This is a genomic window from Magnetococcales bacterium, assembly GCA_015232395.1.
Taxonomy (GTDB): Bacteria; Pseudomonadota; Magnetococcia; order Magnetococcales; family JADFZT01; genus JADFZT01.
Window position 1 is genome coordinate 25,744 of the sequence record JADFZT010000001.1, and the last position, 26,756, is coordinate 52,499.

General features: G+C 59.4%; 26 protein-coding genes. 9 read left to right on the plus strand and 17 right to left on the minus strand.

What is annotated here, in order from left to right; all coding sequences use genetic code 11:
- The 14 genes from HQL52_00125 to HQL52_00190 form a co-directional block, all read right to left on the minus strand.
- Window positions 1-332: DUF3368 domain-containing protein (locus HQL52_00125; GenBank protein ID MBF0367840.1), on the minus strand; the 332-nt coding region annotated here is incomplete at its 3' end.
- Complete coding sequence (locus HQL52_00130) at window positions 325-606, minus strand: UPF0175 family protein (protein ID MBF0367841.1); 282 nt, start codon at window positions 604-606, stop codon at window positions 325-327. The genes HQL52_00130 and HQL52_00125, both read right to left, overlap by 8 nt.
- Before the next feature lie 55 nt (window positions 607-661).
- Window positions 662-1,531 carry a class I SAM-dependent methyltransferase gene (locus HQL52_00135; GenBank protein ID MBF0367842.1) on the minus strand — a complete coding sequence of 290 codons (870 nt, stop codon included), beginning with the start codon at window positions 1,529-1,531 and terminating at the stop codon, window positions 662-664.
- 49 nt (window positions 1,532-1,580) lie between these two features.
- On the minus strand, window positions 1,581-2,714 hold the full coding sequence (locus HQL52_00140; protein ID MBF0367843.1) for a glycosyltransferase: 1,134 nt from the start codon (window positions 2,712-2,714) through the stop codon (window positions 1,581-1,583).
- Window positions 2,711-3,946 (minus strand): glycosyltransferase family 4 protein, encoded by a 1,236-nt coding sequence (locus HQL52_00145; GenBank protein MBF0367844.1) that lies wholly within the window; start codon window positions 3,944-3,946, stop codon window positions 2,711-2,713. The genes HQL52_00140 and HQL52_00145 overlap by 4 nt, the downstream gene beginning before the upstream one ends.
- Window positions 3,947-3,948: 2 nt before the next feature.
- Window positions 3,949-4,935, minus strand: a complete 987-nt coding sequence (locus HQL52_00150; GenBank protein MBF0367845.1) for a methyltransferase domain-containing protein — start codon at window positions 4,933-4,935, stop codon at window positions 3,949-3,951.
- Entirely contained in the window at window positions 4,928-6,175 is a 1,248-nt protein-coding gene (locus HQL52_00155) for a glycosyltransferase family 4 protein (protein ID MBF0367846.1), read from the minus strand. Before HQL52_00155 ends, HQL52_00150 begins: the two co-directional genes overlap by 8 nt.
- Window positions 6,176-6,184: 9 nt before the next feature.
- A complete protein-coding gene (locus HQL52_00160; GenBank protein ID MBF0367847.1) occupies window positions 6,185-7,525 on the minus strand; it encodes an O-antigen ligase family protein in 1,341 nt (446 codons plus the stop codon).
- A 12-nt stretch (window positions 7,526-7,537) separates the two neighbouring features.
- Window positions 7,538-8,200, minus strand: coding sequence for a methyltransferase domain-containing protein (locus HQL52_00165; protein MBF0367848.1), 663 nt, complete (start codon window positions 8,198-8,200; stop codon window positions 7,538-7,540).
- A gap of 3 nt (window positions 8,201-8,203) precedes the next feature.
- Window positions 8,204-10,483 carry a glycosyltransferase family 4 protein gene (locus tag HQL52_00170; protein MBF0367849.1) on the minus strand — a complete coding sequence of 760 codons (2,280 nt, stop codon included), beginning with the start codon at window positions 10,481-10,483 and terminating at the stop codon, window positions 8,204-8,206.
- The gene (locus HQL52_00175) at window positions 10,476-11,789 is read right to left on the minus strand and encodes a hypothetical protein (GenBank protein MBF0367850.1); all 1,314 of its coding nucleotides are present in this window, start codon (window positions 11,787-11,789) and stop codon (window positions 10,476-10,478) included. The genes HQL52_00170 and HQL52_00175 overlap by 8 nt, the downstream gene beginning before the upstream one ends.
- Window positions 11,790-11,797: 8 nt before the next feature.
- Complete coding sequence (locus HQL52_00180) at window positions 11,798-12,526, minus strand: class I SAM-dependent methyltransferase (GenBank protein MBF0367851.1); 729 nt, start codon at window positions 12,524-12,526, stop codon at window positions 11,798-11,800.
- 46 nt (window positions 12,527-12,572) lie between these two features.
- Entirely contained in the window at window positions 12,573-13,499 is a 927-nt protein-coding gene (locus HQL52_00185; protein ID MBF0367852.1) for an alpha/beta fold hydrolase, read from the minus strand.
- A gap of 5 nt (window positions 13,500-13,504) precedes the next feature.
- Complete coding sequence (locus HQL52_00190; protein ID MBF0367853.1) at window positions 13,505-14,734, minus strand: glycosyltransferase family 4 protein; 1,230 nt, start codon at window positions 14,732-14,734, stop codon at window positions 13,505-13,507.
- Between the two features lie 583 nt (window positions 14,735-15,317).
- On the opposite strand from HQL52_00190, the gene HQL52_00195 reads away from it, so the two are divergent.
- The 8 genes from HQL52_00195 to modC all read left to right on the plus strand — a co-directional run bounded on the left by HQL52_00195 (window position 15,318) and on the right by modC (window position 23,529).
- Window positions 15,318-16,826 carry a cytochrome c gene (locus HQL52_00195; protein MBF0367854.1) on the plus strand — a complete coding sequence of 503 codons (1,509 nt, stop codon included), beginning with the start codon at window positions 15,318-15,320 and terminating at the stop codon, window positions 16,824-16,826.
- Window positions 16,827-17,282: 456 nt separating this feature from the next.
- Window positions 17,283-18,374, plus strand: a complete 1,092-nt coding sequence (gene gmd / locus HQL52_00200) for a GDP-mannose 4,6-dehydratase (GenBank protein ID MBF0367855.1) — start codon at window positions 17,283-17,285, stop codon at window positions 18,372-18,374.
- Window positions 18,375-18,433: 59 nt separating this feature from the next.
- On the plus strand, window positions 18,434-19,384 hold the full coding sequence (locus tag HQL52_00205; protein ID MBF0367856.1) for a GDP-L-fucose synthase: 951 nt from the start codon (window positions 18,434-18,436) through the stop codon (window positions 19,382-19,384).
- A 27-nt stretch (window positions 19,385-19,411) separates the two neighbouring features.
- Window positions 19,412-20,191 (plus strand): TatD family hydrolase, encoded by a 780-nt coding sequence (locus HQL52_00210; GenBank protein ID MBF0367857.1) that lies wholly within the window; start codon window positions 19,412-19,414, stop codon window positions 20,189-20,191.
- Between the two features lie 9 nt (window positions 20,192-20,200).
- The gene (locus HQL52_00215; protein ID MBF0367858.1) at window positions 20,201-20,977 is read left to right on the plus strand and encodes a tRNA threonylcarbamoyladenosine dehydratase; all 777 of its coding nucleotides are present in this window, start codon (window positions 20,201-20,203) and stop codon (window positions 20,975-20,977) included.
- Between the two features lie 88 nt (window positions 20,978-21,065).
- The gene (gene modA / locus HQL52_00220) at window positions 21,066-21,782 is read left to right on the plus strand and encodes a molybdate ABC transporter substrate-binding protein (protein MBF0367859.1); all 717 of its coding nucleotides are present in this window, start codon (window positions 21,066-21,068) and stop codon (window positions 21,780-21,782) included.
- A complete protein-coding gene (gene modB, locus HQL52_00225) occupies window positions 21,779-22,462 on the plus strand; it encodes a molybdate ABC transporter permease subunit (GenBank protein MBF0367860.1) in 684 nt (227 codons plus the stop codon). Before modA ends, modB begins: the two co-directional genes overlap by 4 nt.
- The gene (gene modC, locus HQL52_00230; protein ID MBF0367861.1) at window positions 22,459-23,529 is read left to right on the plus strand and encodes a molybdenum ABC transporter ATP-binding protein; all 1,071 of its coding nucleotides are present in this window, start codon (window positions 22,459-22,461) and stop codon (window positions 23,527-23,529) included. The genes modB and modC overlap by 4 nt, the downstream gene beginning before the upstream one ends.
- A gap of 12 nt (window positions 23,530-23,541) precedes the next feature.
- On the opposite strand, the gene znuB is transcribed toward modC, so the two are convergent.
- From znuB to HQL52_00245, 3 genes are read right to left on the minus strand one after another with little or no spacing between them, the layout of a single operon-like run.
- The gene (gene znuB, locus HQL52_00235; protein MBF0367862.1) at window positions 23,542-24,342 is read right to left on the minus strand and encodes a zinc ABC transporter permease subunit ZnuB; all 801 of its coding nucleotides are present in this window, start codon (window positions 24,340-24,342) and stop codon (window positions 23,542-23,544) included.
- 1 nt (window position 24,343) lies between these two features.
- Window positions 24,344-25,126 (minus strand): metal ABC transporter ATP-binding protein, encoded by a 783-nt coding sequence (locus tag HQL52_00240; GenBank protein ID MBF0367863.1) that lies wholly within the window; start codon window positions 25,124-25,126, stop codon window positions 24,344-24,346.
- Window positions 25,123-25,617 carry a transcriptional repressor gene (locus HQL52_00245; protein ID MBF0367864.1) on the minus strand — a complete coding sequence of 165 codons (495 nt, stop codon included), beginning with the start codon at window positions 25,615-25,617 and terminating at the stop codon, window positions 25,123-25,125. Before HQL52_00245 ends, HQL52_00240 begins: the two co-directional genes overlap by 4 nt.
- Window positions 25,618-25,748: 131 nt before the next feature.
- Between HQL52_00245 and HQL52_00250 the strand changes: the two genes are divergently transcribed.
- The gene (locus HQL52_00250) at window positions 25,749-26,693 is read left to right on the plus strand and encodes a zinc ABC transporter substrate-binding protein (GenBank protein MBF0367865.1); all 945 of its coding nucleotides are present in this window, start codon (window positions 25,749-25,751) and stop codon (window positions 26,691-26,693) included.
- Window positions 26,694-26,756: the final 63 nt, after the last annotated feature.

Sequence of the window (26,756 nt, forward strand, 5' to 3'; positions counted from 1 at the left end):
GCATGTTCAGCAATCCGCCTGGCACGCCGTTCATCAATCAAGACAAATCGGGCGTTGCATTGAAAAGCCAGTGCTATAACCGCCGACTCTCCTGGACCCAACTCCTGGATCAATAACGGCTCAGGAGGCAGAGTCAAAGAGAGACACTGCAACCATTCGAGAGTTTCAACCTCCAAAGCCCCCGGACGACCATCCCCGGCTTCAACCACTTCCTTGAAAACTTCTTCTGGAACAATGATGTTTCCGTACAAACCATAGAGCAGATCGAGTTTGCCAATGGAGGCCAATGCAATGAGAGGGCCGGAGTTACAGATAACCGGATTTTCAGTCATCCGAAAATTCCCGAACCATTTCCTCCTCATCCAGATCAGCTACCACCACCCCCATTTCACTGGCACGAAACAAAAAACCAATCCGGGACATATCGCACATTTGGGCCGCAACACCAGAGGAGATACGCTCCAATTCAAACATTTTCAGTGCCAACAAAAAGCGGGCTTCCTTGATAAAAAGTTCCCGGGATTGACCCGTTGCCAGAAGAATGCTCTCTGGCAACTCAATTTGAATGCCTCCCAATCCCCCTTTTACATCCGGAGCATTTTCCATGATCCAATTCCTTTCCAGATGAAAGAATATTGGATGGTGGCTGTTTCCTCTTCAATCAGCTGCCATCCGACGGTTGGTTTTCATTTTCACCCGGCTTACGGGCCACCACATAGATCTGCGGGGCGATGGCTGGGAAGAGCCCCAGGAGCCCGAAGCCGATCCGCCGCAGCATCTCAAAAAGGGACCAGGGGCGGGGATAGCAGACCACGCTGCCGCTCTCTTCCACCTGAAACCCCCACTCTTTGAGAAACCGCTCCAAAGCCGCCGGGGTATAGTGGAAAACATGCTCCCAGGGATCACAGGAGAGAGGCTTGCCCAAGAGCTTGTAGAGGCTTTTTTTCCAGGGCAGCGCCCCACCGCTGGGCACCGCAATAAAAAGCAATCCCCCGGGGGCCATCACCTCGCGGATTTCATCCAGAAAAGGCCTGGGGGCGCGGATATGTTCCAGCACATCCCAGAGGGTCACCACATCGAAGCGGGGTTTTTCGGGGTGCAGTTGTTGCAGATAATCGGTGCAAATCGTCGCACTGCGGACGTTGGGGAGGTTTTTTCGGGCGTGTTGTGCCTGGGCCGAGGAGGCATCGAAACCATACGCCTGCCACCCCAGTTGATCCGCAAAGCGCAAAAACCCCCCCGTGCCACACCCCACATCCAACAGGCGGCCCGGGGAGTCACCGTGCCATTTTTGAATGATCTTCTGCCACTGCACAAAGGCCGGGTGCTTGTGGGCGGATTGGCACCAGATGCGCCCGGCATCCACCTGCTCCGAGGGCAGCTCGATATAGTCCGGAGAGACCGCATCGTGGTGCTCCAGGGTTTGAATCACCCCGCAATCCGGGCAACGGATAATGGTGTAGGCAAGCCCCTGATGCGCTTCCCGGGAGAAGAGGGAGGTCGCGGTTGCGTCGCAAAGATGGCACTGCACGTGGGCTCCCCCTTTCTAAAAAAATATCACAAAAAAGCTTATTGTAAAATCAGTTACACCACTGTTCCACTTCTTTCAGCCACTGTTTGAGCCGGGAGTGGATGTCGTGCCCCTGGGCCAAAACCCGCTCGCGCCCCTTTTCAGCAATACGCAGGCGTTGGCTATCATTCTGCAAATAATAGCCTATTTTATCCACAAATTCTTCCGGGGAGGAAAAATAGGCCGCTTCCTCCCCTTCCCGAAACATCTCCTGCATCGCCTCGGTGCGCTCCGAAAGCAAAAACGTCCCCATCGCCGGAATCTCAAAAGAGCGGCGGGTGTATTGGTCCCGATTCCACTTGGAAAAAAAACAGGTGGCGATTTTGGCTCCAGAGATCGCCAGCCGATAATCGGCCACCCCCAGCAAGGTCGCAGGCCCCACCTTGGCATACACATCCCCAGGCAACCCCCGACGCCAAAATCGCTCCCCCCCATACACCTTCATGTCAATGCCACGCTGCACAGCCCGGGTGATACACGCCCCCCGATGATCAGGCTCCAGGTGTCCGGCAAACACCACATCACAGCCAAAGCGCTGACTTTGCTGAAGCGTAAGATGGCGGGGATAATCGAGCCAGGGAATAAAATAGGGCAGTAACAACCCGACGCGATCCAAACCATGGGCTTGGGCTTCGGCGATGTTTTCCCGTCGATAGACGTGATAGCCCTGATAGTGGGGGAGTGCCGGGAGCAGATGGCGATAACGCAGGAGGTGGCTGCGATCACCGAAGGGGTCGTCGTTGTGGCAGCCGGTGACAAAGGTGTGCTGTTTCAGGGTTTCAATCGTTGCGGCGGGATAATAGTGCCCTTGATAGAGGAGGGTGACATCGGGGCGCGTCCGGCGAACCAGGTCGATCAGCCCCCGGTTGGCCCGCACCATCCCCGGCCCCCATAAAAAGCGCCGCTCCACCCGCCCCAAAATACCCGGCAAGGTGCAGGCATGGCCATCAAACAGCTGAACTTCGACCCCCAATTCCCCCAGGGCGCGCACCCAGGCCGGCTCATAAATCTCCCCCAAAGCCCCCCGGGCAATCAAAACGGATTGGATGCGCCTCGGGGAAGGGGGGGAAGAAGGGGAGGGAGGCGAGGCGCTTTTATCCGCTGGATTTGAATGTTGATCCGCCCCCATGGAGGGATCCGTCATCCCGCAACCACCCGGGCCACCGCTTCCACATACCCCAAAGCCTCCTTGTGGGGATCGCTGAACTCAAGGCACCGTTCTCTGGCGCGCGTACCCATCTTTAATCGCCGATCACCATCCATCAGCTTTTCCATGGCCGCCACCAGAGGCGCCACCTCCCCAGGAGGCACCACATACCCCGTCTCCCCTTCCAGCACGATACTCCCCGCTGCTCCACACGCCTCAGTGGTGATCAGCGGCAACCCCGCCAGCGCCCCCTCCACCAACACCTTGCCCCAGGTATCCTTCTGGGTAGGCAATATACAAACATCCGCCCCCAGATAGGCCTCAGCCAGAGATTCCAGGGAGGCCGGTCCCGGAAAGATAATCCGATGGATCACCCCCATCTCCTGGGCCTGTTGGCGATATTCCACCAGAGTCGGCTCCCCCGCCTGGGCAGGCTCCGGTCCAATGCAGACGATGGTAAAGGCATCCCCATGGCGCTCTTTGAGCTGCTGGGCCGCAGCCATCAGGATAGGGATCCCCTTGAATCGCAACAGCGCCCCCACGAACAGAAAAATACATTCATCCGAAAACCAGCCATAAGAGTGGCGGATCTCATGACGCGTGCGATCCACCTTTTCGATCAACTGGCCAAAATGGCGGGCTCCCCCTTCGAAAGGGGCTTGGACATGTAGAGCCGGATCGATCTGATACACCTGCTGCAACGCCTCTCCCGAGACCGGGGTCTGGACAATATGAATACGGCAACGATTGAGGATCCACCCCTTCAACAGCCGAATCCACCAGCGGCGCTTGCCTTCCCAGAGGGGGGGGAGGGTCTGGTTGACGGAGATGAGGGGGCGTCTTAAAAGGGTCGCCAGAAGCGTCGCCACCAGTGCCGAGCCCCCCTGGATGCCGAAGAGCACCACAATATCGCTCTGCCACACCAGATCCCAAGCCGCCCGCCAATTGATGGAAGAAGTGAACCCTTCCTGGGTGGAGCCCGGCTTGCGCACGGAAAAAAACCGGCCTGAAAGGTGAGAAGGACGATAGGGAAAGGGAATGGGTTCATCGGGAATCCGGCCAAAAACCGGATAGGCCTTTAAACTTTCCGGCAGTCGCTCGGCAATGCGCGCCAGGCAATCGACAGTGAAGGGTTGCAGATCGTAGGTGAGAAATCCCACCTGCCGATGGCCGGAATTCCCTTCGGGTCTGCTTTGAACCTCCCCCTGGCTGGCTGGATCGGGGCTCATGGCTACTGGGCTCCCCGATAGGTTTGGGGCAGGTTGCGATCGATCACAAAACGGGTTCCCTTGCGGCCCAAAAAATAGAAGGCGGAAGCGCCATCCAGGCCTGCGGGGGTGTTGGCCAGAAAAAGATCAAAATATTTCAGCCACCAGAGGCTCCAATCCAGCACCCAGTCGGAAAAAACCCGCCAGAGCCGAAAAGGAAAGAGCGCCCGGAAAAACTGCTGAAAGGAGTGAGCCAAGGCCATGCCCGGTCCACAACAAGCCCCGGCATCAATCTCATCAAAGCGCCGCCAAAAACGTCGATGGCCCACCTGGGTAAAGCGGATAAAATCGTACGCCCCACCGTGGTTGGGCTGCATGAAGGGCAGCTCGCAATAGATCAATCCCCGGTTTTTCAGCACCCGATAGATTTGCCGTTCTACCTGGTAGGGGTCAAAAATGTGTTCCAACACCCCCTGCACCACCACCCCGTCAAAGACCCGATCCTTGAAGGGCAGGCTCATGCCGTCACCGATCACAGAGGTTTTTTCGGTCATGCGCACATCCAGGCCGGTGATGCTGATCCGGCTGTTCCCCTTCAGCTGATCCATCCCCGCCCCCCCCTCTCCACACCCCAGCACCAGCAGGCGGGGCTCGGGGGCGCTCTCAAGGAGTTCCTGAAGATGGCGATAGTTTTCGTTGGCGGCGATGTTGCGGCTCAAACCAGGCCGAAAATGCCAGATCCGGGATAAAAGCTGTCGCCAGAGGGGGCGCTTAGGGGTTTGGGGGCCTGATTCAAAATCAGCAATGCGAAAGATGGAGCGGTTTTGATCGATCAAGATCGGTATTCCATTTACCACGGGCCAGGGGTCAGCGGTGCCGCCGCAGAGGGGTTTGGCACAGCTGAGACCTTTGGCTTCCAGCTGCAGGGGGCCGTGGCAGGCGGGACAGGCGAGAATATCCAGAAGGGATTGAGCAAGATCGTGTTCGCTGGCAAGGGATGCGTTATCCATTCAAGGACTCCCGGTAAAGTTCCAGATGGCGTTGGGCCACCTGGGGCAGACCATATTGACTCACGGTGGCCGCTCCCCCGGAGATGATCCTATTCAGCAACTCTGGCCGCTCCTGAAGCTTGCGGGTGGCTGCCACCACGGCTTGGGGGTCATCCAGAGGGACAAGCAGACCATTGACCCCCTCTTGGATCAGCTCTCGGGTACCAGGAACATCGGTGGCGATCAGAGGCACCCCCGAAGCCATCGCTTCGAGGGCCGCCATGGGCATCCCCTCCCGTTCGCTCAAAAGCCAGGCCACCCCGGCTTTGGCCATCTGCTCCGGTACATCCCGACGCACGCCGAGAAACGTTACTCGATCCGATACGCCTTGGGCCCGGGCCAGACTTTCCAGATTGTCCCGTTCGGAGCCATCCCCCACGACAATCAGCCGCAAGGGCTCCTCTTCCGACCAGGCGGCCACCGCTCGAATCCCCACATCCACCCGCTTCAGGGGATAGAGGGTTCCCACCATGATGGCTTGATGGGGAGGGGCAGAGGGGGTGGCCCGAATGCCCGGCCATCGCTCCAGATCGATGGGATTGGGTTGGATTGTGACGGTTTTGGCGGGAATTTCAAGTCCCTTGGCCAGATGCAAAGCGACGTTGGCTGAAACGGCCAGCAAGCGACAACGGGATTGCTGCACCCCCCGAATAAATCCTCGCCGCCGCCAACGTGCTCGCCAGTGGGTGCTTGCCAACATGGGGTCCATGCCGTGGGCGGTATAGAAGATCCGCGCTCCCCCAGCCAAAGCCGCCTCTCCCCCCCACTGGAGCCCGTGGGCCAGGTGAAAATGGACGATGTCAGACTGAAGGCTCCCCAAAAAAGCCCCCAGCTTCCGGCGAATCCGCCGATGGATATCCCAACGATAAAAGCGTACGGGGCCTTGATAGAGATCGAGAAAATGGCAGTGGACGCCGCTACCAGCCAACTCCTCGGCATAATCAAACCGGTGCCCCACCACCACCAGGTGCACCTCCACTCCCCCTTCTCCCCCCCCCAACGCCGCCAACCCCCGACACAAAGCCGCCACCACCGACTCCGCCCCCGCCCGGCGCATGGTGGGGAGAATCTGGGCTATTCGCAGGGGGGAGGTTTTTTTCGGGGAAACGCTGGAATCCCTCCCTGCTGGCTGGCGGGAGGGGGAAATGGTGGGAGCATCCCCGGGATCAGGGCGGGAAACAGAGAGCGCATCGCTACCCATGGCGCACCCTTACCCCACCTGGACCAGCTTGCGATCTACCTTGAGGTACCAGGTGGCAAGCCCAATGGCCACCACGATGGAGAGGAGCTGGATCATGCCGCCCAGGGCGAAGAGGCCCACCGTCATGGAGGAGATCAGGGCCAAAGAGAGGGTGCCATATTCCATTTGGGTGGTGGGGTCGCCAAAATCCCGCATCTTCCACGCCCGCAGCATGCCCAACCCCACCAGAGATAAAAAGGGCAGGAGGGTTTGCAGGCCGTTTTCCACCCATAGAATGAGGTAAATATTATGGGGCCGCGCCGTCGAACCGGAACGCTCCATGGACCAGGTGGCAAACTGCCGCAGCTCCTCAATACTCCCCATGCCATAGCCCCAGGGGGTGGTCATGGCCAGCTCCAGATAGGCCTTCCAGATCCAGGTTCGGGAGTCCGCCTGGTTTTCCAAAACCAGCGACGTTCGGGCAGAGTTTTGGCTGATGGCCGCTGCCAAAAAATCGTCCGGTGCGGCAATCTGCAAAAAAACCACCAGCGCCACAAAGATAAATCCAATCCGTATAAAATGGCCCCGCAACCCCGCCAGCACCAAAATACCCGCCGCCGTGCCCGCCCAGGTGGTACGGGAAAACGATAGAATAATGGAGAGAAACAGCAGTGCAGTGATGCTCAAGGAGAGCCACCCCGACTCCTTACGCTTGCGCAGCACCTCGTTCAGGCTGATCAAAAAAGCGGGCATCACAAACAGCCCAAAATAGGTCGGGTCCGACTGGATGCCGTTCATCCGGAAGGCGATGAGATCCCGGCCCATGGGAAAGCCCATGCCAAACAGCTTGAAACCCACCACAGAAAGCCCCGGAATCATAAAGAGCAGGCCATAAATGGCGTCGATCACCCCGGCCCAGACAAACACCCGCAGAAAAAAATGGAGATCGGTCACCGTGCGAATGGTCATCACCAGCACCGCCCCCAACCCCACCGAACGAAACAGCTGGGTCACCCCCTCTGCCAACCCGGGCGGGCGGGGGCCGTAGACGCTGCTGATGACGAAAAAAAAGGCGAAGATAAAAAAGAGCTGGGCCGCCAGGCGAATGCGCTTCATGGCGACCCCACGCAGCACCGCAAGCCCCATCATGCCCATACCCACCAGCAGGGGAAAACGCAGGATGGCCCCGCCGCCGGGATATTTGTAGACCACAAAAGGCCAGATGACGAAAATCAGAAAAAAATAGAACCCGGCCAACTTGACCGGCAGGCTCACACCCCTCAGGCCGGTCCCACTGCTCCGCTTCCGGCTCTGGCGGCCCGTGTTGACCCAAGGCGGATTGGCTCTGGTGCCTGCTGCCCTCTGATACATGATCCTAGCGCCTCATTTGTGCAACACCGCCCAGATGGTCGCCGGACCCCAGGCCCAATAGGTGCGGCCCATGAGCCCCCGCAAAATCCACTGCACCAGAGGCGGGTGGGCGATGGCCAGATCCTGATACACCAGCTTGGCGCCGTTTTTTTCCGCCCGGTTGCGCAAAAAAAGCATCCCCTCCAAGGTGTTGAAATACCACCGGTGGCGATCCGGGGGAGCCTCCTGGGGAAGGCCATAATATTTACCCGACAGGGGCGAACCATACGGCAAAATCCCCCGCCAGTTGCCGTGCCAGCAGTTGGGCAGCGTCACCAGCACATGGCTGCGGCTCACCCGCAACAGCTCGTCAAACACCCGGTGGATGCCGTCGAGATGCTCCAACACATCCACACACACCACCGTTTCGAAAGCGTTATCCTCATAGGGCAGGGGGCCGGATTCCAAGTCAAACTGCACATCCGGCTCCCCCATGGCATCCAGCCCCACATAGGGAACCCCCTCGGGCAGATGGCGGCCCAAATCCCGGCGAAAGCAGCCCACATCCAGCACCGGGCCGCTCCAGAGGTGCCCGAACTGCTCGGCGACAAACTGGGATCTCTCCTCCCGGCTGGTATAAAGCGTGCCGTAGGGAAGCAGAGGAATGCGTGGGTGTTCGATCACATATTGAGACATCTATCAACCTTCTTCCTGGGGCACGCCAGGCTTGAGTAGCTTTTGGTAAAGCGCCCCGTAAGCCGCGATGGCGGCGTCGAATGAATAGTGCTTTTCGATGGTTCGGCGGGCTGCCCGCCCCATTTTTTGCCGTAGTTCAGGCTCTACAATCAACCGCTCCACCGCCTCGGCAAAGGCGCCCACATCCCCCGGTGGGGTGAGAAAGCCGTTGATGCCATCCTCTACCAACTCCGAAACCTGATCCACATCCGTCGCCACCACCGGCTTGCCACAGGCCATGGGTTCGATGAGGGAGTTGGGGATGCCTTCGTTAAAAGGGTCGCTGGCGCACAGCCCGATATCAAACCCTTTGGCCAGTGCCAGGGGTTGCTCGGAGCGGCCGGTAAAGTGCACTCCCTCTCCCAAAGGCGCTGCCTGCTGACGAAGGAGCCCCTCCACCCCCACCGCCCCAGCCAGCTGGGAATCCTCCCCCGCCAAAATCAACCGCAGGGGATAACCCCTCTGTAAAAGGGTATCGGCTACTTCGATCAAAAGATCCAGTCGTTTACCGTGACCAAAACGGGAACAGCGCCCCATGACGATCTTTTCTGCCGGTGCCAGGCGTTGGGCGACAACGCGATCCACCTCCCCCAAGTCCACCGCATTATGGACCACCTGGATGGGTACCTTGGGCCAAAATTGGCGGATGTAGGGGGCTGTTCCGGCGGCGGAAACAATCACCTGATCGAAATCATGCTTGGAGACCGAGCAGCAACTGCGAGTACCATCCGTGCGCTCGATGATGCGGGGCACCCCAGCGGCCTTGGCGGCATCCACAGGCCAGCGATTGTTGGCCACCTGGATGAGATCGATCCGATGTCGACGCAGATAGCGCACCAGAGAGCCAAATGTGGGGGTATACGCGAAGCGGCCCAGCTCATCGCACTGGGGGGCGTGGGCTTGAAGGTGTGTGGCGATAAAGTGAAATTCATATTGGGGCAGCGCCCGGGCCAGGCGAAACATCCAGGAGGCGATCCCCCCCAGATTCCAATCCCAGAGGGTCAGGGCGATGCGGCGGCGGGGGGTGGAAGCGGGACTGGGGCTGAGAGTGGCATCAAGCCCCCCCCGAGTGTTGCCCGGCTCTTCAGCGGTGATCCTTCTTCGGGTCAGGGGGTGCAAAAGCTTTCCCGTCAGTCGCACCGCGCCATATTTCCAGCCCCGCTCCGGACCAAAGGGGGGGAGCCCCAAAGCTTGGAGATATTTCGGAGCCAGCTGATCCATGCTGCAGACCTGCTCGGCACGAGCCCGGGCCTTTTGGCGAAAGCGGGTTAAATCCCCCAAAACTTCCGTCACCCCCGCCGCCATCCCGGCGCGCAGCGCTTCCCCATAGATCCCCCCCGGATCATCCACCGCCACGCCGCCAGCCCTGGCATCAGCGCCGATGCCAGCTCCCACCAGCTCCGCCGAGCCGCCTTCCAAAGGACACACCACCGGCACCCCACAAGCGAGGGCTTCCACCACCACATTGGGGCAGGAGTCCGCAGCAACGGTGTGGAGCAATAGGTCCATCTGCTGATAGTGGCTCACCAGCTCCGAGGGGGGTACGGAAGGGACGTGGCGGATCAGCCCCTGCCAGGAGGGATCCGCTGAGGCCTCATCCAGCACCTTTTGGCAAAAATGATCCAGGGAGCCGACGATCAGCAAACGGGGACGCACGGGCAGGCGTCTGGCCACATCAAAAAAAACTTCCAGTCGGGGGCGATAGCGCATGGAGCCGACGGTGCCCAGTACGGGGGGGTCGTTGGTGGATCGATGATTTTGAGGAGCGGGCTTGAACAGGCGCAGGGGGGTGGCGTTGGGGATGATCTCCCAGGTGCCGGGGGGACGCTGATGGAGAGAGTCCAGATGCGCCTTGGAAAAGCGGCTCTGATAGATGACAAAGTCGGCCCGCTCCAGGGCGTTACGGATGCGTTCGTTGGCGGCGGCAAAGGCGGGGAGAAATTCGCGATCGCCAAAAACTTCTGCCAGGCGATTGAAGTGCCCTTCCAAAAACATCCCCGCCACCCGATAGACCACCTGCCGGGGGGCATCGAACAGGCGCTCCTGTTGGGGGTGGTAGATGTTGAGGAGGCAGGGTTGGTGGTTGGCAAGGAGGGGCAGGGGCCGGGCCTGGTAGCGCCGTTCCCGGGCGTTATCGATGAACCGCCGCACCATCACTTGGGGGCCACCCCGGGTGCGGGGCCAGGGGGCGACGGCAAAGGCGGGAGCCAGGGGGCGATCAGAGGTAAAGGTATCGTCAGGCATGATCGGCCTCGGGTTTGGCTGGGGAGACGGGCTTCGGGTCAGGCTCGGGCTTGGCTGTAGGAGGGGGCTTGGGCTCAGCTTCCTCGGTCACGGCCAGCAACACCCCCAGCACCGCCAAAAAGGTAAGCCCCTCCACCCCCACCCAGGCCCAGGCGACGCCCATCATGCCAAATCCCCAGGCCCCGGCAGAAATAAACCCCACCCGAGCGACGATTATCCCCCAAACAATGCGGTGATGCCAGCGATGGTTTTCCTGATGAGCGAGGAGCCAGCTCATGCCCGGTTTCGCCCCCCAGGCAAAGGGGGCTTGCAGCAGTAAAATTTCGATCAGGGGCACCGCATCGCCATAGTGGGGGAGAATCCAGGGCACCAGCACCCGCACCACCGCTACCATCAGCACATAAGCGGGCAAGCCAACACCAAAGAGCAGCCCCATCCCCAAAAGCACTTGCCGGCGTTCCAATTGGCCTTTGGAGCGGGCCAGGCGGCTGATCAAAATACGATCCACCAAGCGACCAAAGGAGACCGGAAATTGCGCGGTCATGGCAAGATTGTAGGCGGCCAGCTCCTTAAACCCCACAAAAGCCGAAAGCAGTGGCCGCTCCATGGAACGGCTCAAAGTGGCGCCAATGGATTGCAGGGAAAACTGTTTGATCATGCCCTTGAAGTTATCGGGCATCTCCCGGTTGCGGCGCAGCTTCAGGAGGGAAAGAAAAAGCCCGCCGCTCACCACCACCCCGCCGCCGTAGAGAATTCCCCCACACACCACCACCGAGCCCGTCATCGCCGCCCCCAGCCAGAGGGCCACCACCATGAATCCCTGGGCGGCCAGCCGTCGAAAGAAAAGCGCACGAAAGTTGCCAAGCCCGGTCAAAAAGGCGTCCACCCCATCAAAAGCCTGCTGAGCGGGAAGAAAAAGGGCTGCAAAAAAGAGCAACCAGGCGGCATCGATGCGCCCGGAATGGTAGTGCGCCGCTGCCAACACCAAAAGCGTCAGGGAGGTCAACACCCCAAATTTAAGCCGCAACCGAACCCCGGCCACCAGCACCCCATCCTGGCCGTGAGCCGCCCCATAGGTGATCACATGACTCACCCCCGGCAGGGTAAAGATGGTCGCCATCCCGGCAAAGGCCGCCGAATAACCCCACACCCCATAGGCATCCCTGGGCAGATGGGTCGCCAGCACCCACACCTGCAACAGACCGATGGTGATTTGACTGAGCTGCTGCAACCCCACATAAAGGCCGCTCTGGCGCAGATATTGGGAGCGGACCAGGCGCTTGATGAGGGGGAGGGGAGAGGGCATGGTGGGGGTCAGGTGGACTCTTTAAAACCGGTCGCTACCTGGAGATGATGGTAGCGGTCGAGAGCGGTGATGCCTTCCACCAGATTGATGCCGGTGAGAATCTCCAGCAGATTGCAAAACCAGGTCACCACCGGACGCCTCAGAAAAAACCAGGGGCGCCAATAGTAGAGCATGAGACCGGCGATGGGGATCTCCAGGGAAAGCTCCACCCGGACGAACTGTTGCTCCATAAGCTCAAGAAATTCCGACGGAAAAAATTCTGTCACATGATGGGGATCCAAGGGGGTTTCCGTCAGGCGTACCGGCGTGGTGATCACCACCATCCCGCCAGGCTTCACCACCCGCCGAATATCAGCGAGCAACCCCAAAGGATCGGGAACGTGCTCAATCACATCGGAGCAGACCGCCACATCAAAGGCGTTCGGGGGCAGGTCGGCCAGGTTGCTGATAAAGGTGCCACCAAGCCCCCGCTTGGCAAATTCCCCTTGGGCCAAAGCTCTGCCGTCATCTTCCGGCTCCACCCCCGTCACCCGGGCGCCCTCCTTCACCAGCCAACCGGAGAGCGCGCCATCCCCACACCCCACATCCACCACCCGCCGCCCTTGCCAGTCGGGAAGCGCATTCAGAACCGCCTTATAGCGGGCTGTGGTGGGGCAGTGGTGACGGAAGGGGTGGTTGGAGACAAACCCCCAATGGTAGGCCCCCCGTTGTTCATATTTGTGAAAGTTTTCCCCCATGCCCCCTCCAGGTTTGGTTGCGGTGCGACTGGTTGGTGTTGCCCCTTCAGTGGTTCTTTTCGGCCCGTTGAATCAATTCCAGCACCGATTTCAGGTAACGTTGGGGATTTTTCCTGCGGGCCTCACCGTGTCGGGCCCTTTTAAAGGGGACCCTCCGGGCCTGCTCTGAGACCGGTTTGATGAGGCGGGTGATATCTTCCCGGGTGACGCGCTGGTCTAACTCTCCCTCCAAAAAAAGGATCGGGATCTCGGGAGGCAGCTGCCGGATGGAGTTCACCGGGGCGATTTTGGGCCAATGGGGCAGCATCCAGGGTGCGACCCCTCGAATACCCCATCCGGCCAGCTGATCCAACCCTGCTGGCAAATAGATCTCCAGGCGGTGATCAAGAGCAGTCCCGATATCGGGATAGGGGGATTCCAGCACATAGCCTTGAACTGCATAATCCCAACCAGCCAGGCGGGCCTCCTCCCCGGCAAAGAGGGCGGCAGCGGCTCCCAGAGAAAATCCCACCACCACGATGGGGCGCTTTGGATTGTGCTGCTTTATATAATCCAGCGCCGCCAACACATCCCAGCGGCCACCATAGCCCAGGTCGTTGAAACCGCCAGCGGAATCCCCATGCCCCCGAAAGGTGATCCCCATCACCCCGATCCCTTGCTGGTGGAGTTGATGGGCAAACCCCAGCCAATCAGAGCGGCGCCCCCCATTGCCGTGGAGGAGAAGCACCAACGCCCGGTGGTTTTTTCCAGGGGCAAACCAGCCGCCGATATCGAGACCATCCCGGGTGGTCAAACGCACCTCTTCCAACCAGCCGTGCGCATCCAGGGGCAGGGGTTCCCCAGAGGGGGGGCTTAATCGATGGGTGAGGGTGTACACCACCCCGGCAGAAAGGCCCAACCAGAGAAAAATCCCCGCCAGGAGCAGACCCGGCAGGCGCAACCAAAACCGACGGGGAGAGCGGGAGGGGGGCACGGGGGTCAGGGGTGGCGGGTTTCCTGGATGAGGCGGTGCCAGGCATCCAGGGCTTGGGGGCGGTCGAAACGGGCATCGAAAAGGGCTCGGGCGGCTTGGCCCATCCGTACGCGCTCTCCTTGGTCATCTGCCAGTTTTATAATTTCATCCGCCAGGGCCTGGGCCGCACCAATAGAGACCGTGCGACCACAATCAGCCCCCTCGATCAATCGGGCAATCTCTCCCTGATGATCCCCCACAAAAAGCACCGGGCGGCCTGCGGCGGCGATACCATAAAATTTGCTCGGTACAATCAAGCCTTCCATATCGGGCAAAAGGGAAATCCAATGGGCATCCGCCACCCCCAGGCTCAACGGCAGCCGCTCCCGGGGTTGGTAGGGCTGAAAGCGAACCCCCGACAGCTTTTTCCGTGCCACTTCCCCCTGCAACCGGGCAATCCCCGCCCCCCCGCCGATAAAAAGGAAGAGAATATCCCCACGCTCCCGCAAAATTTCCGCTGCCCCCAGCAGGGTATCGAACTCGTGGACCCGGCCCAGATTGCCCGAATAGCCCACCACAAAACGCTCCCGAAATCCCCACTCTTTCCGGAGGGGATTGGCAGCAGCTGGAATGGGGGTGATGGAACGCCCATCGGACCAGTTGTGGATGATGCGGATCCGCTCTTTGGCGACCCCCTCCCCTTGCAGCCGTTCGGCCATGCGCTCTCCCAATGCGACATTCAGGCGTGCCGTTTTGAGGGAAAGATTGCGTTTGAGTTTCATCAGGAAGGCAAGGGGCCCCCGGATGCCTTTCACCTTGAGGGCCACCGCCACCTCGGGAAAGAGATCCTGAACCCAGTTGATCAGCCGGAGTCGCTTCAGCCAGACCACCGGCAGGGCGGTGACGGAGATCAACGGCGGGTCGGTCTTGGCCACCACCACATCCCCCTGGCAGCTGATGCGAAAGAGCAGCCAGAGTGCCCCCAGATGGAAGGTGAGATAGTCGATGGCCCGCCCCGGCAGAAAGTGGCGGCCAAAGCGGCTGGTGGTAACCCGGTGGACCTCGACCCCCTGAAGGCTCTCCCGGGGGAGGAGTTTGGCTTCCGGGTCGTCATAGCGGAGGCGGCTGGTGATGACCGCCACCGGGATCCCCCGCTGCACCAGATCGAAAGCCAGGTCGCTCAAAAGTTGGCTCGTCGCCGAATGGTCGGGATAAAAAAAGCGGTTGAGAAAAATCACCTTCCCGGAAAAATCCATGGCGATCCAAAGGGATAAAGGTGGAATGAACCCGGAATGACACCGGAAAAACGGAAGATCAGTCGAGAGTAACCATCTGCCCCCCAAAAGGCAATCAAAGGGGCGTGGCAAAAGGATTTTTCGTCGAATGCCCAGGTCTGAACGGGAGGAGATTACAGGGAAAAAACAACCAAAACATTCTTCTGGCAAATAGCATCTATTTTATCAGAAAATCCTGATGGACACCGTCACGGCCTGATTTTGTTGAATTTTATTCCAACAATGCCACCAAAAAAAAATAACAATGAATCTTGCGAATGGTTGCTATTCGTACGATGATGATTTTTTAATGATATTTTTGACTGCTTGGATCCTCTTCTGCTTGGGCGAAACGATCTGGAATTCATAATGTAACATAAAAGTTCATAAGATTAACAGACTGTAACGCCACCCCCTAATTTTGCAAATTCTGCGATAAAACCTTTTCATCCTTGAGTGGTTTTTTCATCATACTCCCATTGCTTAACAGGCAGGGGGGCTTGAATGGACAGGGTAAAACAGGACCAAGAATCAATCACAGTAACGACTTAGCCAAAACCGGCCCATGGACACCCCCTTGACCAGCGATCCCTACAACTCTGCCAGCCCCGTATCCGCGTTTGTGGATGACATGGAGCATGGTAAGCAGGCGGGTCAAAAAGCGGATGCTGGCATTGTCCTGGCCCTGGAAAACCATCTTAAAAAACAGGGAAAAAACTTCAAGACCGCCAGCCGGGAGGATCTCCACGGCTTCATGGTGCTGTTGGCCACCAGGCTACCAAAAGAAGGGGTTCTCAAGCACACAGTCGTTCTCATCGATTTTTTCTTCGCCCTGCAAGAACACGGCATGCTCTCCTCCTCCTCCAACCTCATGGCAGATCTCTATGCCATCGTGGTGGCGGGAGGGACTATTCCCGACCTGAAATCCACCGATGCCCTGGGAGAAACCCTCTCGGAATTCGATGAAGAGGCCCACGCCCGCCGGGAAGGTGAACAGCCGGACCCCAACGGCCAAGGCTCTTCCCAGACCCAGGCTAACGGCTACCCCCAAGAGACCGCCCCCCCACGAGCAGGAGAATCCTCCAGCCGGAATGAACCAGACCTTCACGGGCTGGGGGAGAGGGGCGGGGAGGCCGAATCAGCTGGCAACGGTGATCCCAGAAGAGAGCCTGAATTCGTTCATGTGGAAGAGGAACGACGCAATCAGGAGCGGCGGCACAACGATCGCCGAGGGGGTTATCGCCGCAACATCGATACCGCACCGATTCTGGACAAATCAGCCCACATGGCAGGCTTCGACAAGCGGGGGCAGATGTCGGGCATGGGACGGATGGGCCATGGCAGCAACGGCGTATTGGCGGGCAACCCCGATGGGATGTCCATTCTTCCTCCCGGGGCAGCCCCACCCCACATGAGCAAAGGCCGCACACCCCACGCCGTCCACACGCCCCATGGCGGTCCAGGTCACGCCCCACCCCCCAACAAAGGCTACTCCACTTTTCAACCGGCCCCACCCCTGGAAAAAAAATCCGGCAAATTCAACCCCTATTGGCTTTTTGGCCTGGCCCTCATCGGGATTGTTTTTTACTGGTTCAGCTCCGGCCCCACCAACGGCACTGCCAAGGAAGGGGGGCTGGATCGGCTGAAAAATGTTTTTATGGCCGATGAAACCGCTCTGCCGGGAGATGAAGGCATGTCGGTGCGCAAGGCTTATTTCAGCAAACATGTCCTCACCGAAAAATCCAACGCCCGGGGGGGACAGCTCCCTGTACTCTCCAACCCCGTCGCCCGCAGCTGGGACAACATTCACGACGGTCGCACCGTTTACGACAAATATTGCGGTGAGTGCCACGGTACCCAGGGGCTTGGTGGTGGCGCCCTGGCCGCAAGCCTCAACACCCGCCCCCCCAGCCTTAAATTTGCCGGGGACGGCCTGCTGCACAAGGCGGAATATCTCTTCTGGACCATCAGCGAGGGAGGTGAAAAGTTCAGCACCGACATGCCCTCTTTCCAGGGGGTGCTCACCGAACAGGAAATCTGGAAAGTGATTCTTTTCCTGGGCACTGTCGGCTGATCACAGCTTTTATCCCCCTTTCAGCTTTACGCGGCTTTTTATTCCCCCGGCTCATTTCTTTCCCACCGCTTGCCCTTGCACCACCACCAACCGAAGCTTTGGTTGGGTTATAGCCATTCGAATCAAGAATTGGACATATGCCGTTGCACTTTTGCCGTCACTCCCGCGAATGCGGGAATCCAGGGGGGCTGGCACGGACCTTTCCAAATCTTGTTTCACTTTCAGCAAAATGCCGGCCTCTCTGAAGATTTGGCTTTTCCTTGAGGGCCATGATTATCTCCCTGGATCCCCGCCTTCGCGGGGATGACGAATCAGGGAGGAGTGTCCAATTCTTAGGTAAGCCTGCTATAACTACATTATTCATGCCCCCGTTTCAGCTTGCAGTGGCGCCAAATTTTCGGGACACTCCCCCATCGCTCCATCTCGTGAATCGTCTTTTTTTGAGGGGAAACCACATTGCCAAAGAAAGCCTTGATCACCGGCATCACCGGTCAGGATGGGGCCTATCTTGCGGAATTTTTGATTGGCAAGGGGTATGAGGTCCACGGGGTCAAACGGCGGGTGTCATCCTTCAACACCGCCCGGCTCAACCACCTCTACCAGGATCCCCACATTGAGGCGCGCAATTTTATCCTCCACTATGGGGATCTCACCGACGCCACCAATCTGATTCGCATCATCCAAAACGTCCAACCCGACGAAATCTATAATCTGGCGGCCCAAAGCCACGTGGCGGTCTCCTTCGATACCCCGGAATTTACCGCCGATACCAACGCCCTGGGCTCCTTGCGGATATTGGAAGCCATTCGGATTCTCGGTCTGGAAAAAAAGACCCGCTTTTATCAAGCCTCCACCTCGGAGCTTTTCGGCAAGGTGGTGGAGACCCCCCAGCGGGAGACCACCCCCTTCTATCCCCGCTCCCCCTATGGGGTGGCCAAGCTCTATGCCTACTGGATCACCGTCAACTATCGGGAAGCCTATGGCATGTATGCCTGCAACGGGATTTTGTTCAACCATGAATCCCCGGTGCGGGGTGAAACGTTCGTCACCCGCAAGGTGACCCGAGCCCTGGCCCGCATCAAAACCGGGCTTCAGGAGTGCCTCTATCTCGGCAACATGGACGCCAAGCGGGATTGGGGTCACGCCCGGGATTATGTGGAGATGCAGTGGTTGATGTTGCAGCAGGAGGAGCCGGACGATTTTGTGATCGCCACCGGGGTGCAACATTCGGTACGGGAGTTTGTCGAAATCGCTGCTCAAAAGCTCGACATGGCCATCACCTGGCAAGGGGAGGGGGTTGAGGAAGAGGGCATCGATACCGCTACGGGGCGAAAAATCGTCGCGGTGGATCCCCGCTATTTTCGCCCCACCGAGGTAGAAACCCTGCTGGGGGATCCCACCAAGGCCCGGGAAAAACTGGGCTGGGTTCCCAAAATCACCTTTGCCCGGATGGTGGAGGAAATGGCGCAAGCGGATCTACAGGATGCCGAGCGGGATGCTTTGGTGATGCGCCGGGGTTACAAGGTCAACGAAGTCCACCATGAGTGATTGGCTACAGAGCAAAGACCCTTCAACTCCACCAGCCATGACCGACCAGGATTCTCAAGATGAGCGTGAAGGATCAAAACGCCAAAATATTCATCGCCGGCCATCGGGGCCTGGTGGGATCTGCCATTGTCCGGCGGTTGCGGCAGGCGGGTTGTGACAACCTTCTGCTAAAAAGTCGGAAGGAACTCGATCTCACCAGCCAGAGTGCGGTGGATCGGTTTTTTGAAACTGAACGCCCTGATCAACTCTATCTGGCAGCGGCCAAGGTGGGGGGAATTCACGCCAACTCCACCTATCCTGCGGATTTTATCCGGGACAATCTCCTCATCCAGACCCTCCTGATCGATGGTGCCCGGCGTTTCGGGGTTGGCAAGCTGCTCTTTTTGGGCTCCTCCTGCATCTATCCCCGCAACGCCCCCCAGCCCATGCCCGAATCGGCCCTGCTCACCGGCGCTTTCGAGCCGACCAACGAATGGTATGCCATCGCCAAAATAGCCGGGATCAAGCTCTGTCAAAGCTATCGAAGGCAGTATGGCTTTGATGCCATCTCCCTGATGCCCACCAATCTGTATGGTCCCGGGGATCATTTTCATCTGGAAAATGCCCATGTGCTGCCCGCCTTGATGCGCCGCTTCCACGAGGCCAAACAACAAGGCCTGCCTGAAGTGTCGGTCTGGGGCAGCGGCACCCCCCGGCGGGAATTTTTGCATGTGGATGATCTGGCGGATGCGGCGGTTTATCTCATGGAAAACTACAGCGACGAGGGAATCGTCAATGTCGGCACCGGTGAGGAGGTGACCATCCGCCAGCTGGCTGAAAGCGTTCGGGAGGTGGTGGGCTATGAAGGCCGCCTCACCTTCGACAGCAGCAAACCCGACGGCATGCCCCGCAAGCTGTTGGATGTAAGCCGCTTGACCGAACTGGGCTGGCAGGCCAAAACCCCGTTACACGCTGGCTTGGCGTCTACCTACGCCTGGTTTCTCGACCACCAGGAGGCGTTTCGGACATAATCCCTCTGCCCGGCTAAGGCAACCCCCATGATCGATACCCATTGTCACCTCGATCTCACTGCTTTCGATTCCGACCGTCCCGCTGTGCTGGCGCGCAGTCGTCAGGCTGGGGTCAACCGCTGGGTGGTCCCGGGTATTGAGATCGAAGGGTTCGAAGGAATCCTCTCCCTGACGCGCTCCAACCCCGCCATTCACCCAGCCCTGGGTTTGCATCCTCTCTACCTTCCAACGAACCCGCCTGCCGCTCTGGATCACCTGGCTGGCTTGCTGGATCACCACCGCTGGGACCCTTCCCCCATCATCGCCATCGGTGAGATCGGCCTGGATTATACCGCCCCCCAGGAGAGCCATGGGGCACAGCAGGCTCTTTTCGATGCCCAGTTACAGCTGGCCCAAGATCGAAAGCTGCCGGTGCTGCTCCACGTTCGCAAGGCCCACGATCAGGTGATCGGCCTGTTAAAAAAGAGGCCCCTTGCCAGAGGAGGCATCGTCCACGCCTTCAACGGCAGCATCACCCAGGCCCGGCGCTATATCGACCTGGGGTTTGCCCTGGGCTGCGGTGGGGTGGTGACCCGGGAGCGGGCGCTGAAAATCCGCCGGGTGGCGGCCAGCCTGCCCGAGACCTCCCTGGTGCTGGAGAGCGACGCCCCGGATATGGCCCCCCAGGGGTATCAGGATACCCGTAACGAGCCGTGCCACCTGCCCTTGATCGCTCAAGCCCTCGCCCACTTGCACAAAGTGCCGGTGGAGCGGATCATGGCGGTGACTGAAACCAACACCCGACGGGTTTTGGCCATAGGAGAATAGAGCCTTAAGATGAGCACGGCAGGAATTTTTGAACGCACGGAAGTTTTGGTGGGGGAGGCAGGCATCAAGCAGCTTCGCCAGGCCCGGGTGCTGTTGTGCGGTCTGGGCGGGGTGGGGAGCTTTGCCGGGGAAGCGTTGAGCCGGGCGGGAATCGGCCACCTCACTCTGATCGACAGCGACCGGGTCTCCCCCTCCAATATCAATCGTCAGCTCCCGGCCCTGGGCTCCACCGTGGGGGAAAAAAAAGTCCAGGTGATGGCGGAACGATTGAGGGAGATCAATCCCGACTGCCAGCTGCAAGCCAGGGATCTTTTTCTCGACCCCGACAACATCCCGGAGCTACTGGAGGAGCTCCAACCCCACTGGGTGATCGATGCCATCGACTCCTTGAACTGCAAGGTCAACCTCATCATCGAAGCCCAAGCGCGCAAGATCCCCGTCGCCAGCTCCATGGGGGCTGGTGGACGCCTGGACCCTACCCGGCTTGTGACGGGGGATCTGATGGATTCAGAAGGGTGTCCCCTGGCCCGGGTGGTGCGCCGCCGGGTGCGCAGGCGGGGAGGGGAGAGGGGGGTGGTTGCGGTGTGGTCCAAAGAGCCTGCCAAGCCCCACCTGCCACCGGAACCCATGGAGAGAGGCCGAGCCCGGGCGGTCAACGGCACCATCAGCTACATGCCCGCCCTTTTTGGCCTCACCCTGGCGGGCTTGGTGATTCAAGATATCCTGGCCCGTGAAAGCACCCCTTCGCCCACCGACGATCCGCCTCCCCCCCAGGGCTCCACATGAGCAATTCCCTATGAACAGGATGCCCCGGCTGTTTCAGCCAAACCTTTCGGGCATCACGGCTGGCTGGGCTGTCGCCCTGGTGGTGGTGATGGGCCTGCTGTGGCGGCCACACCCAGCCTGGGGAGAGAGCCTCCGGGTGGCGGTGGCGAGCAACTTCAACCACGCCATGACCGCCCTGGTTGAAGCCTTCGAAAAACAGAGTGATCATCAAGTGATCCCGGTATATGGTTCCACCGGCAAACACTTCGCCCAGATCCACCACGGCGCCCCCTTCGAGCTTTTTCTGGCAGCTGACATCAAACGCCCCCGCCTGCTGGAAAAATCGGGAGAGGGCATCTCCCAAAGCCGCTTCACCTATGCCATCGGCAGACTCGCACTTTGGAGCCCCGAGGCCCACACGGTAACATCTGGGGGAGGGGTGCTTGAAACCGGACATTTTCGTTATCTCGCCCTGGCCAACCCCAAACTCGCCCCCTACGGCCTGGCAGCCAGGGAGGTACTGGAGCAGCGGGGGATCTGGTCATCCCTTCGGGGGCGCTTGGTGCGGGGAGAAAACATCGGCCAGGCGTTCCAATTCGTTAAAAGCGGCAACGCCCAGCTGGGGTTTGTCGCCCTGGCCCAGATCCAACACCCCGGCCAACCCCTGAGCGGCTCCCACTGGCTGGTTCCCGCCTCTCTCCACACCCCCCTGGAGCAGCAGGGCATTCTCCTGAAGGAGAGCCCGGGGGGCAGGGCCTTGATTGACTTTATCCAGGGTGAAAAGGGGCGCGCCATCATCCAAGCCCACGGCTATGGGGTGCCATGACCATCTCCCCGGAGGATCTTACCGCTCTGGCGGTCACCCTGAAGCTGGCCGGGGTGGCGACGGGCATATTGCTTTTGATCGGCACCCCCCTGGCCTGGTGGTTGGCCAAAAGCCGCTGGCGCTTTAAATTTTTATTGGAAGCGGTGGTGGCGTTGCCGTTGGTGCTGCCTCCTACGGTGCTGGGATTTTATCTCCTGGTGATGCTGGGGCCCCACGGGCCGGTGGGGGGGATGATTCAGACTTTGGGGGGGGAACCCCTGGCCTTTTCCTTTGGGGGATTGGTGGTGGGATCGGTATTCTACTCCCTGCCCTTTGTGGTGCAGCCCCTGCAAAACGCCTTTACCCAGATAGGCCACGCTCCCCTGGAAGCCGCTGCCACCCTGGGGGCATCCCCTCTGGATCGATTTTTTACCGTGGCGGTTCCCCTGGCCCGCCCGGGATTTCTCACCGCAGGGGTTTTGGGGTTTGCCCATACGGTGGGAGAATTTGGCGTGGTGCTGATGATCGGTGGCAACATTCCCGGTGAGACCCAGGTGCTCTCCATCGCCATCTATGACCACGTCGAGGCTTTGGAGTATGGCCAGGCCCACCTGCTCTCGGGGGGATTGCTGCTCCTCTCCTTTTTGCTGCTGCTGACGGTCTACGCCTTGAACCGGCGTTTTTCCATGGTACAACCATGACCATCGAGGCCCAATTTCGATTGCAGCGGGGGGGGTTTAAGCTGGATGTGGACCTCACCTTTCCAGCCCGTGGGGTCACCGCCCTCTTCGGCCCTTCGGGATGTGGCAAGACAACCCTTCTCAGAGCCATCGCCGGTCTGGAGCGGGAGAGCCAGGGGAGCTGTCGGGTCAAAGGGGAGGTGTGGCAATCCTCTACGCACTTTTTGCCGACCCACCAGAGGCCCATCGGCTTTGTGTTTCAGGAGGCGACGCTCTTTCCCCATCTCACGGTACGGGGCAATCTGGAATATGGCTTGAAGCGTACCCCCCCTGGCAGGCGCCGGGTCCAGCTGGAGGAAGCGGCAGCGCTATTGGGGGTGGATAATTTTCTCCATCGCAAACCCCAAAAACTTTCCGGGGGGGAGCGGCAACGGGTGGCCATCGCCCGGGCGCTCCTCACCAGCCCCCGATTGCTGCTGATGGATGAACCCCTGGCTGCCCTCGATCAAGCCAGCAAACGGGAAATCCTCCCCTATCTGGAGCGGCTTCACGACGAGCTTGAAATGCCGGTGCTCTATGTCAGCCACGCAGCGGAAGAGGTGGCCAGGCTGGCGGATTATCTGGTGGTGATGGCCGAAGGCAAGGTACTCGCCACCGGCCCCCTCACCGAAACCCTGGCCCGTCTTGATCTGCCCATCCATCAAGGGGAAAATACCGGAGTGGTGGTGAAAGGGATCATTCGGGAGCGCAATCCCCGGTGGCATCTGGCGCGAGCGGCATTTCAGGGGGGGGATTTTTGGATTCCCGATACCGGTTTTGCCCTGGGGAAGGAGATCCGCTTACGGATTTTGGCCCGGGATGTGAGCCTCTCCCTGGAAAAGCACACCGGAACCAGCATCCTCAACATCATCCCCGCCACCGTGGTGGAGATCGCCGAAGCCAGGCATCCGGGGGTGCGACGGGTCAAGCTCATGATGGATCAAACGCCGCTGGTCGCGCGTTTGACGGTGCGCTCCACCGAGACCCTCCAGCTGAAACCAGGCAAGCAGCTGTGGGCCCAGATCAAATCGGTCGCGGTGTTGGAATAGCCCGGGGAGCCCTCACCTCTGGAAAAAACGGCTGAGGCTCAAACTGGTGAGAAAGAGCAGCAGCGCCGCCACCACGATGGATGGACCCGACGGGGTGTCCCAGGTAAAACTCGCCCACAAACCGCCACTCACCGCCAGCACGCCGATGAGAATGGACCAAGCCGCCATGGATTCAGGGGAGCGGGCCAGGTTGCGCGCCCCGGCGGGGGGGATGATCAAGAGGGAGGTGATGAGCAAAATGCCGACGATCTTCATGGAAAGAGCAATCACCAGGGCAATCAGCAGCATGAAAATCAAACGAATCCGCTCAACCGGAACCCCCTCCGCCCGGGCCAGATCCTCATGCACCGTCATCGCCAGCAGCGGTTGCCAGATTTTTCGCAACACCACCAAAACCAACCCCCCACCCAGATAAATCCACACCACATCGGTAAGCGTAACCGCCAGGATATCCCCAAAAAGATAGCCCATCAGGTCGATACGGACCCCATTTAAAAAGCTGATCCCCACCAATCCCAATGAGAGGGCGCTGTGGGAAAGAATGCCCAAAATCGTATCCCCTGCCAGCCAAGAGCGGCGTTGCAACAGCATCAAAGCCAGGGCAATCCCCACGCACACCACCACCACCCCCAAAATCAGATCGATCTCCGCCAAAAATCCCAGGGCCACTCCCAGCAGTGCGCCATGGGCCATGGTGTCGCCAAAATAGGCCATCCGCCGCCACACCACAAAACAGCCCAACGGCCCTCCCACCGCCGCCACCCCCACCCCGGCGATCCAGGCGAGGAACAAAAAATCGAGAAAAAAATCCATCTCAGGTTTTTCCCCTTCTACCGCGTTTCAAGGCGACATCGGGGTGATGGTGGCCGGTTTCATCGTTGCACTGATGGTGGTGCTGATAGAGGGCGATATTTTCTACCGCGTGCTTTCCAAACAGGCGGCTGAATTCCGGATGGTTGCCCACCAGATCGGGATCCCCGGTGCAGCAGACGTGGTGGTTCAAGCAAATCACCCGATCCGTCGCCCCCATCACGATGTGCAGATCGTGGGAGACCAGCAGCACCCCCCAGCCATAGCGATCCTTCAGGGAGGCGATCAGGCGGTAGAGTTCGATCTCCCCGGCATAGTCGACCCCCTGCACCGGTTCGTCCAATACCAGCAGTTGGGGATTTCCCAACATGGCCCGGGCGAGCAAAACCCGTTGAAACTCCCCACCGCTCAACCCCTGCACCGGAGCATCCAGAAACGCCGCCACCCCGGTTTCCGCCAGGATGGCCGTCATGGATTGGAGAGAAGCGTGGGGGTTGCAGAGGCCGAGCAGCCGGGAGACCCTCAGGGGCAGGATGGGATCGATGGGGACTCTTTGGGGAAGATAGCCGATTTTCAGGTCGGGTTTGCGAATCACCTCGCCGGAGTCGGGTTGGAGTATCCCCAGGAGGATTTTCAGCAGGGTGGTTTTACCCGCACCGTTGGGGCCGATCAGGGTGACGATCTCCCCGGAATTGACATGCAGATCCACCCCATCGAGAATCATCGAGCCATGGTGTTGCCACCCCACCCCCCGAACTTGAATCAAGGTGGTGTCGGTCACGGTCATGCCGGGCTCTCCTGGTACACTTGGCACTCCGGGCAGGTGCCTTCGATCTCCAGATGAACCTGGGCCAACTTGAAGCCCATGTTTTCAGCCAGGCTGGGCAAGGTGTTGGCGATCTCCTGGGATTCAGTCTCCCCCACCACCCCACAATCCTGGCAGATCCAAAACTGGGTCTGGTTGCCCAACTCAGGACGCATACAGGCAAAAAAGGCGTTGCGGCTGCCCAGGCGATGGACCAGGCCCATCTCCATGAGAAATTCCAACGACCGATAGACCGCTGAGGGGGCCGGGCGTCGGGAGCTGTTGGTTTCAAATCGCTCCAAAATATCGTAAGCCCCCAGGGAGCGGTGGCTATTGGAAAGAATGGCCAACACCTCCCGGCGGTTGGGGGTCAACCTCCCGCCCTTTTCCCGACAGACGGTATCGGCCCGTTGCAGGATGGTTTTCCGGCAATGCTCGTGATCGTGGCTGGAGTTGGGAAAGGGGGTTTTCATGGTTGATTGGCCTTGAATAATTGATTCCATGCAACAGGGAAAAGCGCTTGACTTCAATCCGGGAAAACATAACCATATCCCCGCGATAATGCAATATTATATCATTTCATTTGGTGACGGAGAGGGAGCACATGGCAAGAAGGAGCGCGTTGGCTTGGCTGGGGATCTGTCTGGCCGGGTGGGTGATGATGGAAAGCGCTTGGGCGGGGGTTCCCCGGGTGGTGGCTTCCATCAAGCCGATTCATTCGTTGCTGGCAGGGGTGATGGCGGGGGTGGCGGAGCCGGGATTGCTGCTGACAGGATCAGGTTCGCCCCACGCCTATGCCTTGCGCCCCTCCCAGGCCCAGTTGCTGAGAAAGGCGGATGTGGTGTTTTGGGTGGGGGAGGAGCTGGAAACCTTTCTGATCAAACCTTTGCAAAGCCTGGGCAGTCACGCCAAAAAAATCCCGCTTCACCAAGTGGATGGCATACAGCTTCTTCAGAGCCGGGAGGGGGGGCTTTTTGCCTCGAATGATGATCACTCGGACCACGAAGCCCATCCAGGCCACCCCCACGCCAACCAAAACATGCATATCTGGCTGGATCCCCAAAACGCCCGGGCGATGATCGCAGCCATGGCCGGGGTGCTGGGGGAGTTGGATCCCCAAAACGCCTCCCGCTATCACCAAAATGCCGCAGCAGGCATCACCCAGCTACAGATGCTGGAGCAGGATCTTGGCAACCAGCTGGCCCCGATCCAAAAAAAGCCCTATCTGCTTTTTCACGACGCCTATGCCTATTTTGAGCATCGGTTTGGGCTCCACCCGGTGGGGGCGCTCTCCATCCATCCCGAGCAAAAACCCAGCGCCAAGCGGATTTATGACATTCGCCAGGGGATTGCCGCGAGTGGGGCGGAGTGTATTTTTTCCGAACCCCAGTTTGAGCCCGCTCTGGTGGCGACGTTGATCCGGGGAACCGAGGTCAAAAAAGCCACTCTCGATCCCCTAGGTGCCCAGCTCACTCCGGGCAAAGAGGCCTACACCCAGCTCCTGACCCATCTGGCCAAAAGCCTCACCGACTGTTTGCTGCCCCCCTGACCCCGGCCTATAGTCATTCCAGTTAAAAATGGCCCCATATTTTCTCTGACACGCCATTTCCGG

Coding starts and splice junctions, on each gene's coding strand:
- HQL52_00245 (MBF0367864.1), bottom strand. CDS start 25,617: ATGAAAACCCCCTTTCCCAACTCCAGCCACGATCACGAGCATTGCCGG.
- HQL52_00190 (MBF0367853.1), bottom strand. CDS start 14,734: ATGGATTTTTCCGGGAAGGTGATTTTTCTCAACCGCTTTTTTTATCCC.
- HQL52_00170 (MBF0367849.1), bottom strand. CDS start 10,483: ATGCCTGACGATACCTTTACCTCTGATCGCCCCCTGGCTCCCGCCTTT.
- HQL52_00195 (MBF0367854.1), top strand. CDS start 15,318: ATGGACACCCCCTTGACCAGCGATCCCTACAACTCTGCCAGCCCCGTA.
- HQL52_00140 (MBF0367843.1), bottom strand. CDS start 2,714: ATGACGGATCCCTCCATGGGGGCGGATCAACATTCAAATCCAGCGGAT.
- HQL52_00210 (MBF0367857.1), top strand. CDS start 19,412: ATGATCGATACCCATTGTCACCTCGATCTCACTGCTTTCGATTCCGAC.
- HQL52_00155 (MBF0367846.1), bottom strand. CDS start 6,175: ATGGGTAGCGATGCGCTCTCTGTTTCCCGCCCTGATCCCGGGGATGCT.
- HQL52_00240 (MBF0367863.1), bottom strand. CDS start 25,126: ATGACCGTGACCGACACCACCTTGATTCAAGTTCGGGGGGTGGGGTGG.
- HQL52_00150 (MBF0367845.1), bottom strand. CDS start 4,935: ATGGATAACGCATCCCTTGCCAGCGAACACGATCTTGCTCAATCCCTT.
- HQL52_00165 (MBF0367848.1), bottom strand. CDS start 8,200: ATGTCTCAATATGTGATCGAACACCCACGCATTCCTCTGCTTCCCTAC.
- HQL52_00145 (MBF0367844.1), bottom strand. CDS start 3,946: ATGAGCCCCGATCCAGCCAGCCAGGGGGAGGTTCAAAGCAGACCCGAA.
- modB (MBF0367860.1), top strand. CDS start 21,779: ATGACCATCTCCCCGGAGGATCTTACCGCTCTGGCGGTCACCCTGAAG.
- HQL52_00180 (MBF0367851.1), bottom strand. CDS start 12,526: ATGGGGGAAAACTTTCACAAATATGAACAACGGGGGGCCTACCATTGG.
- HQL52_00250 (MBF0367865.1), top strand. CDS start 25,749: ATGGCAAGAAGGAGCGCGTTGGCTTGGCTGGGGATCTGTCTGGCCGGG.
- HQL52_00215 (MBF0367858.1), top strand. CDS start 20,201: ATGAGCACGGCAGGAATTTTTGAACGCACGGAAGTTTTGGTGGGGGAG.
- HQL52_00130 (MBF0367841.1), bottom strand. CDS start 606: ATGGAAAATGCTCCGGATGTAAAAGGGGGATTGGGAGGCATTCAAATT.
- modA (MBF0367859.1), top strand. CDS start 21,066: ATGGGCCTGCTGTGGCGGCCACACCCAGCCTGGGGAGAGAGCCTCCGG.
- HQL52_00175 (MBF0367850.1), bottom strand. CDS start 11,789: ATGCCCTCTCCCCTCCCCCTCATCAAGCGCCTGGTCCGCTCCCAATAT.
- znuB (MBF0367862.1), bottom strand. CDS start 24,342: ATGGATTTTTTTCTCGATTTTTTGTTCCTCGCCTGGATCGCCGGGGTG.
- HQL52_00205 (MBF0367856.1), top strand. CDS start 18,434: ATGAGCGTGAAGGATCAAAACGCCAAAATATTCATCGCCGGCCATCGG.
- HQL52_00160 (MBF0367847.1), bottom strand. CDS start 7,525: ATGTATCAGAGGGCAGCAGGCACCAGAGCCAATCCGCCTTGGGTCAAC.
- modC (MBF0367861.1), top strand. CDS start 22,459: ATGACCATCGAGGCCCAATTTCGATTGCAGCGGGGGGGGTTTAAGCTG.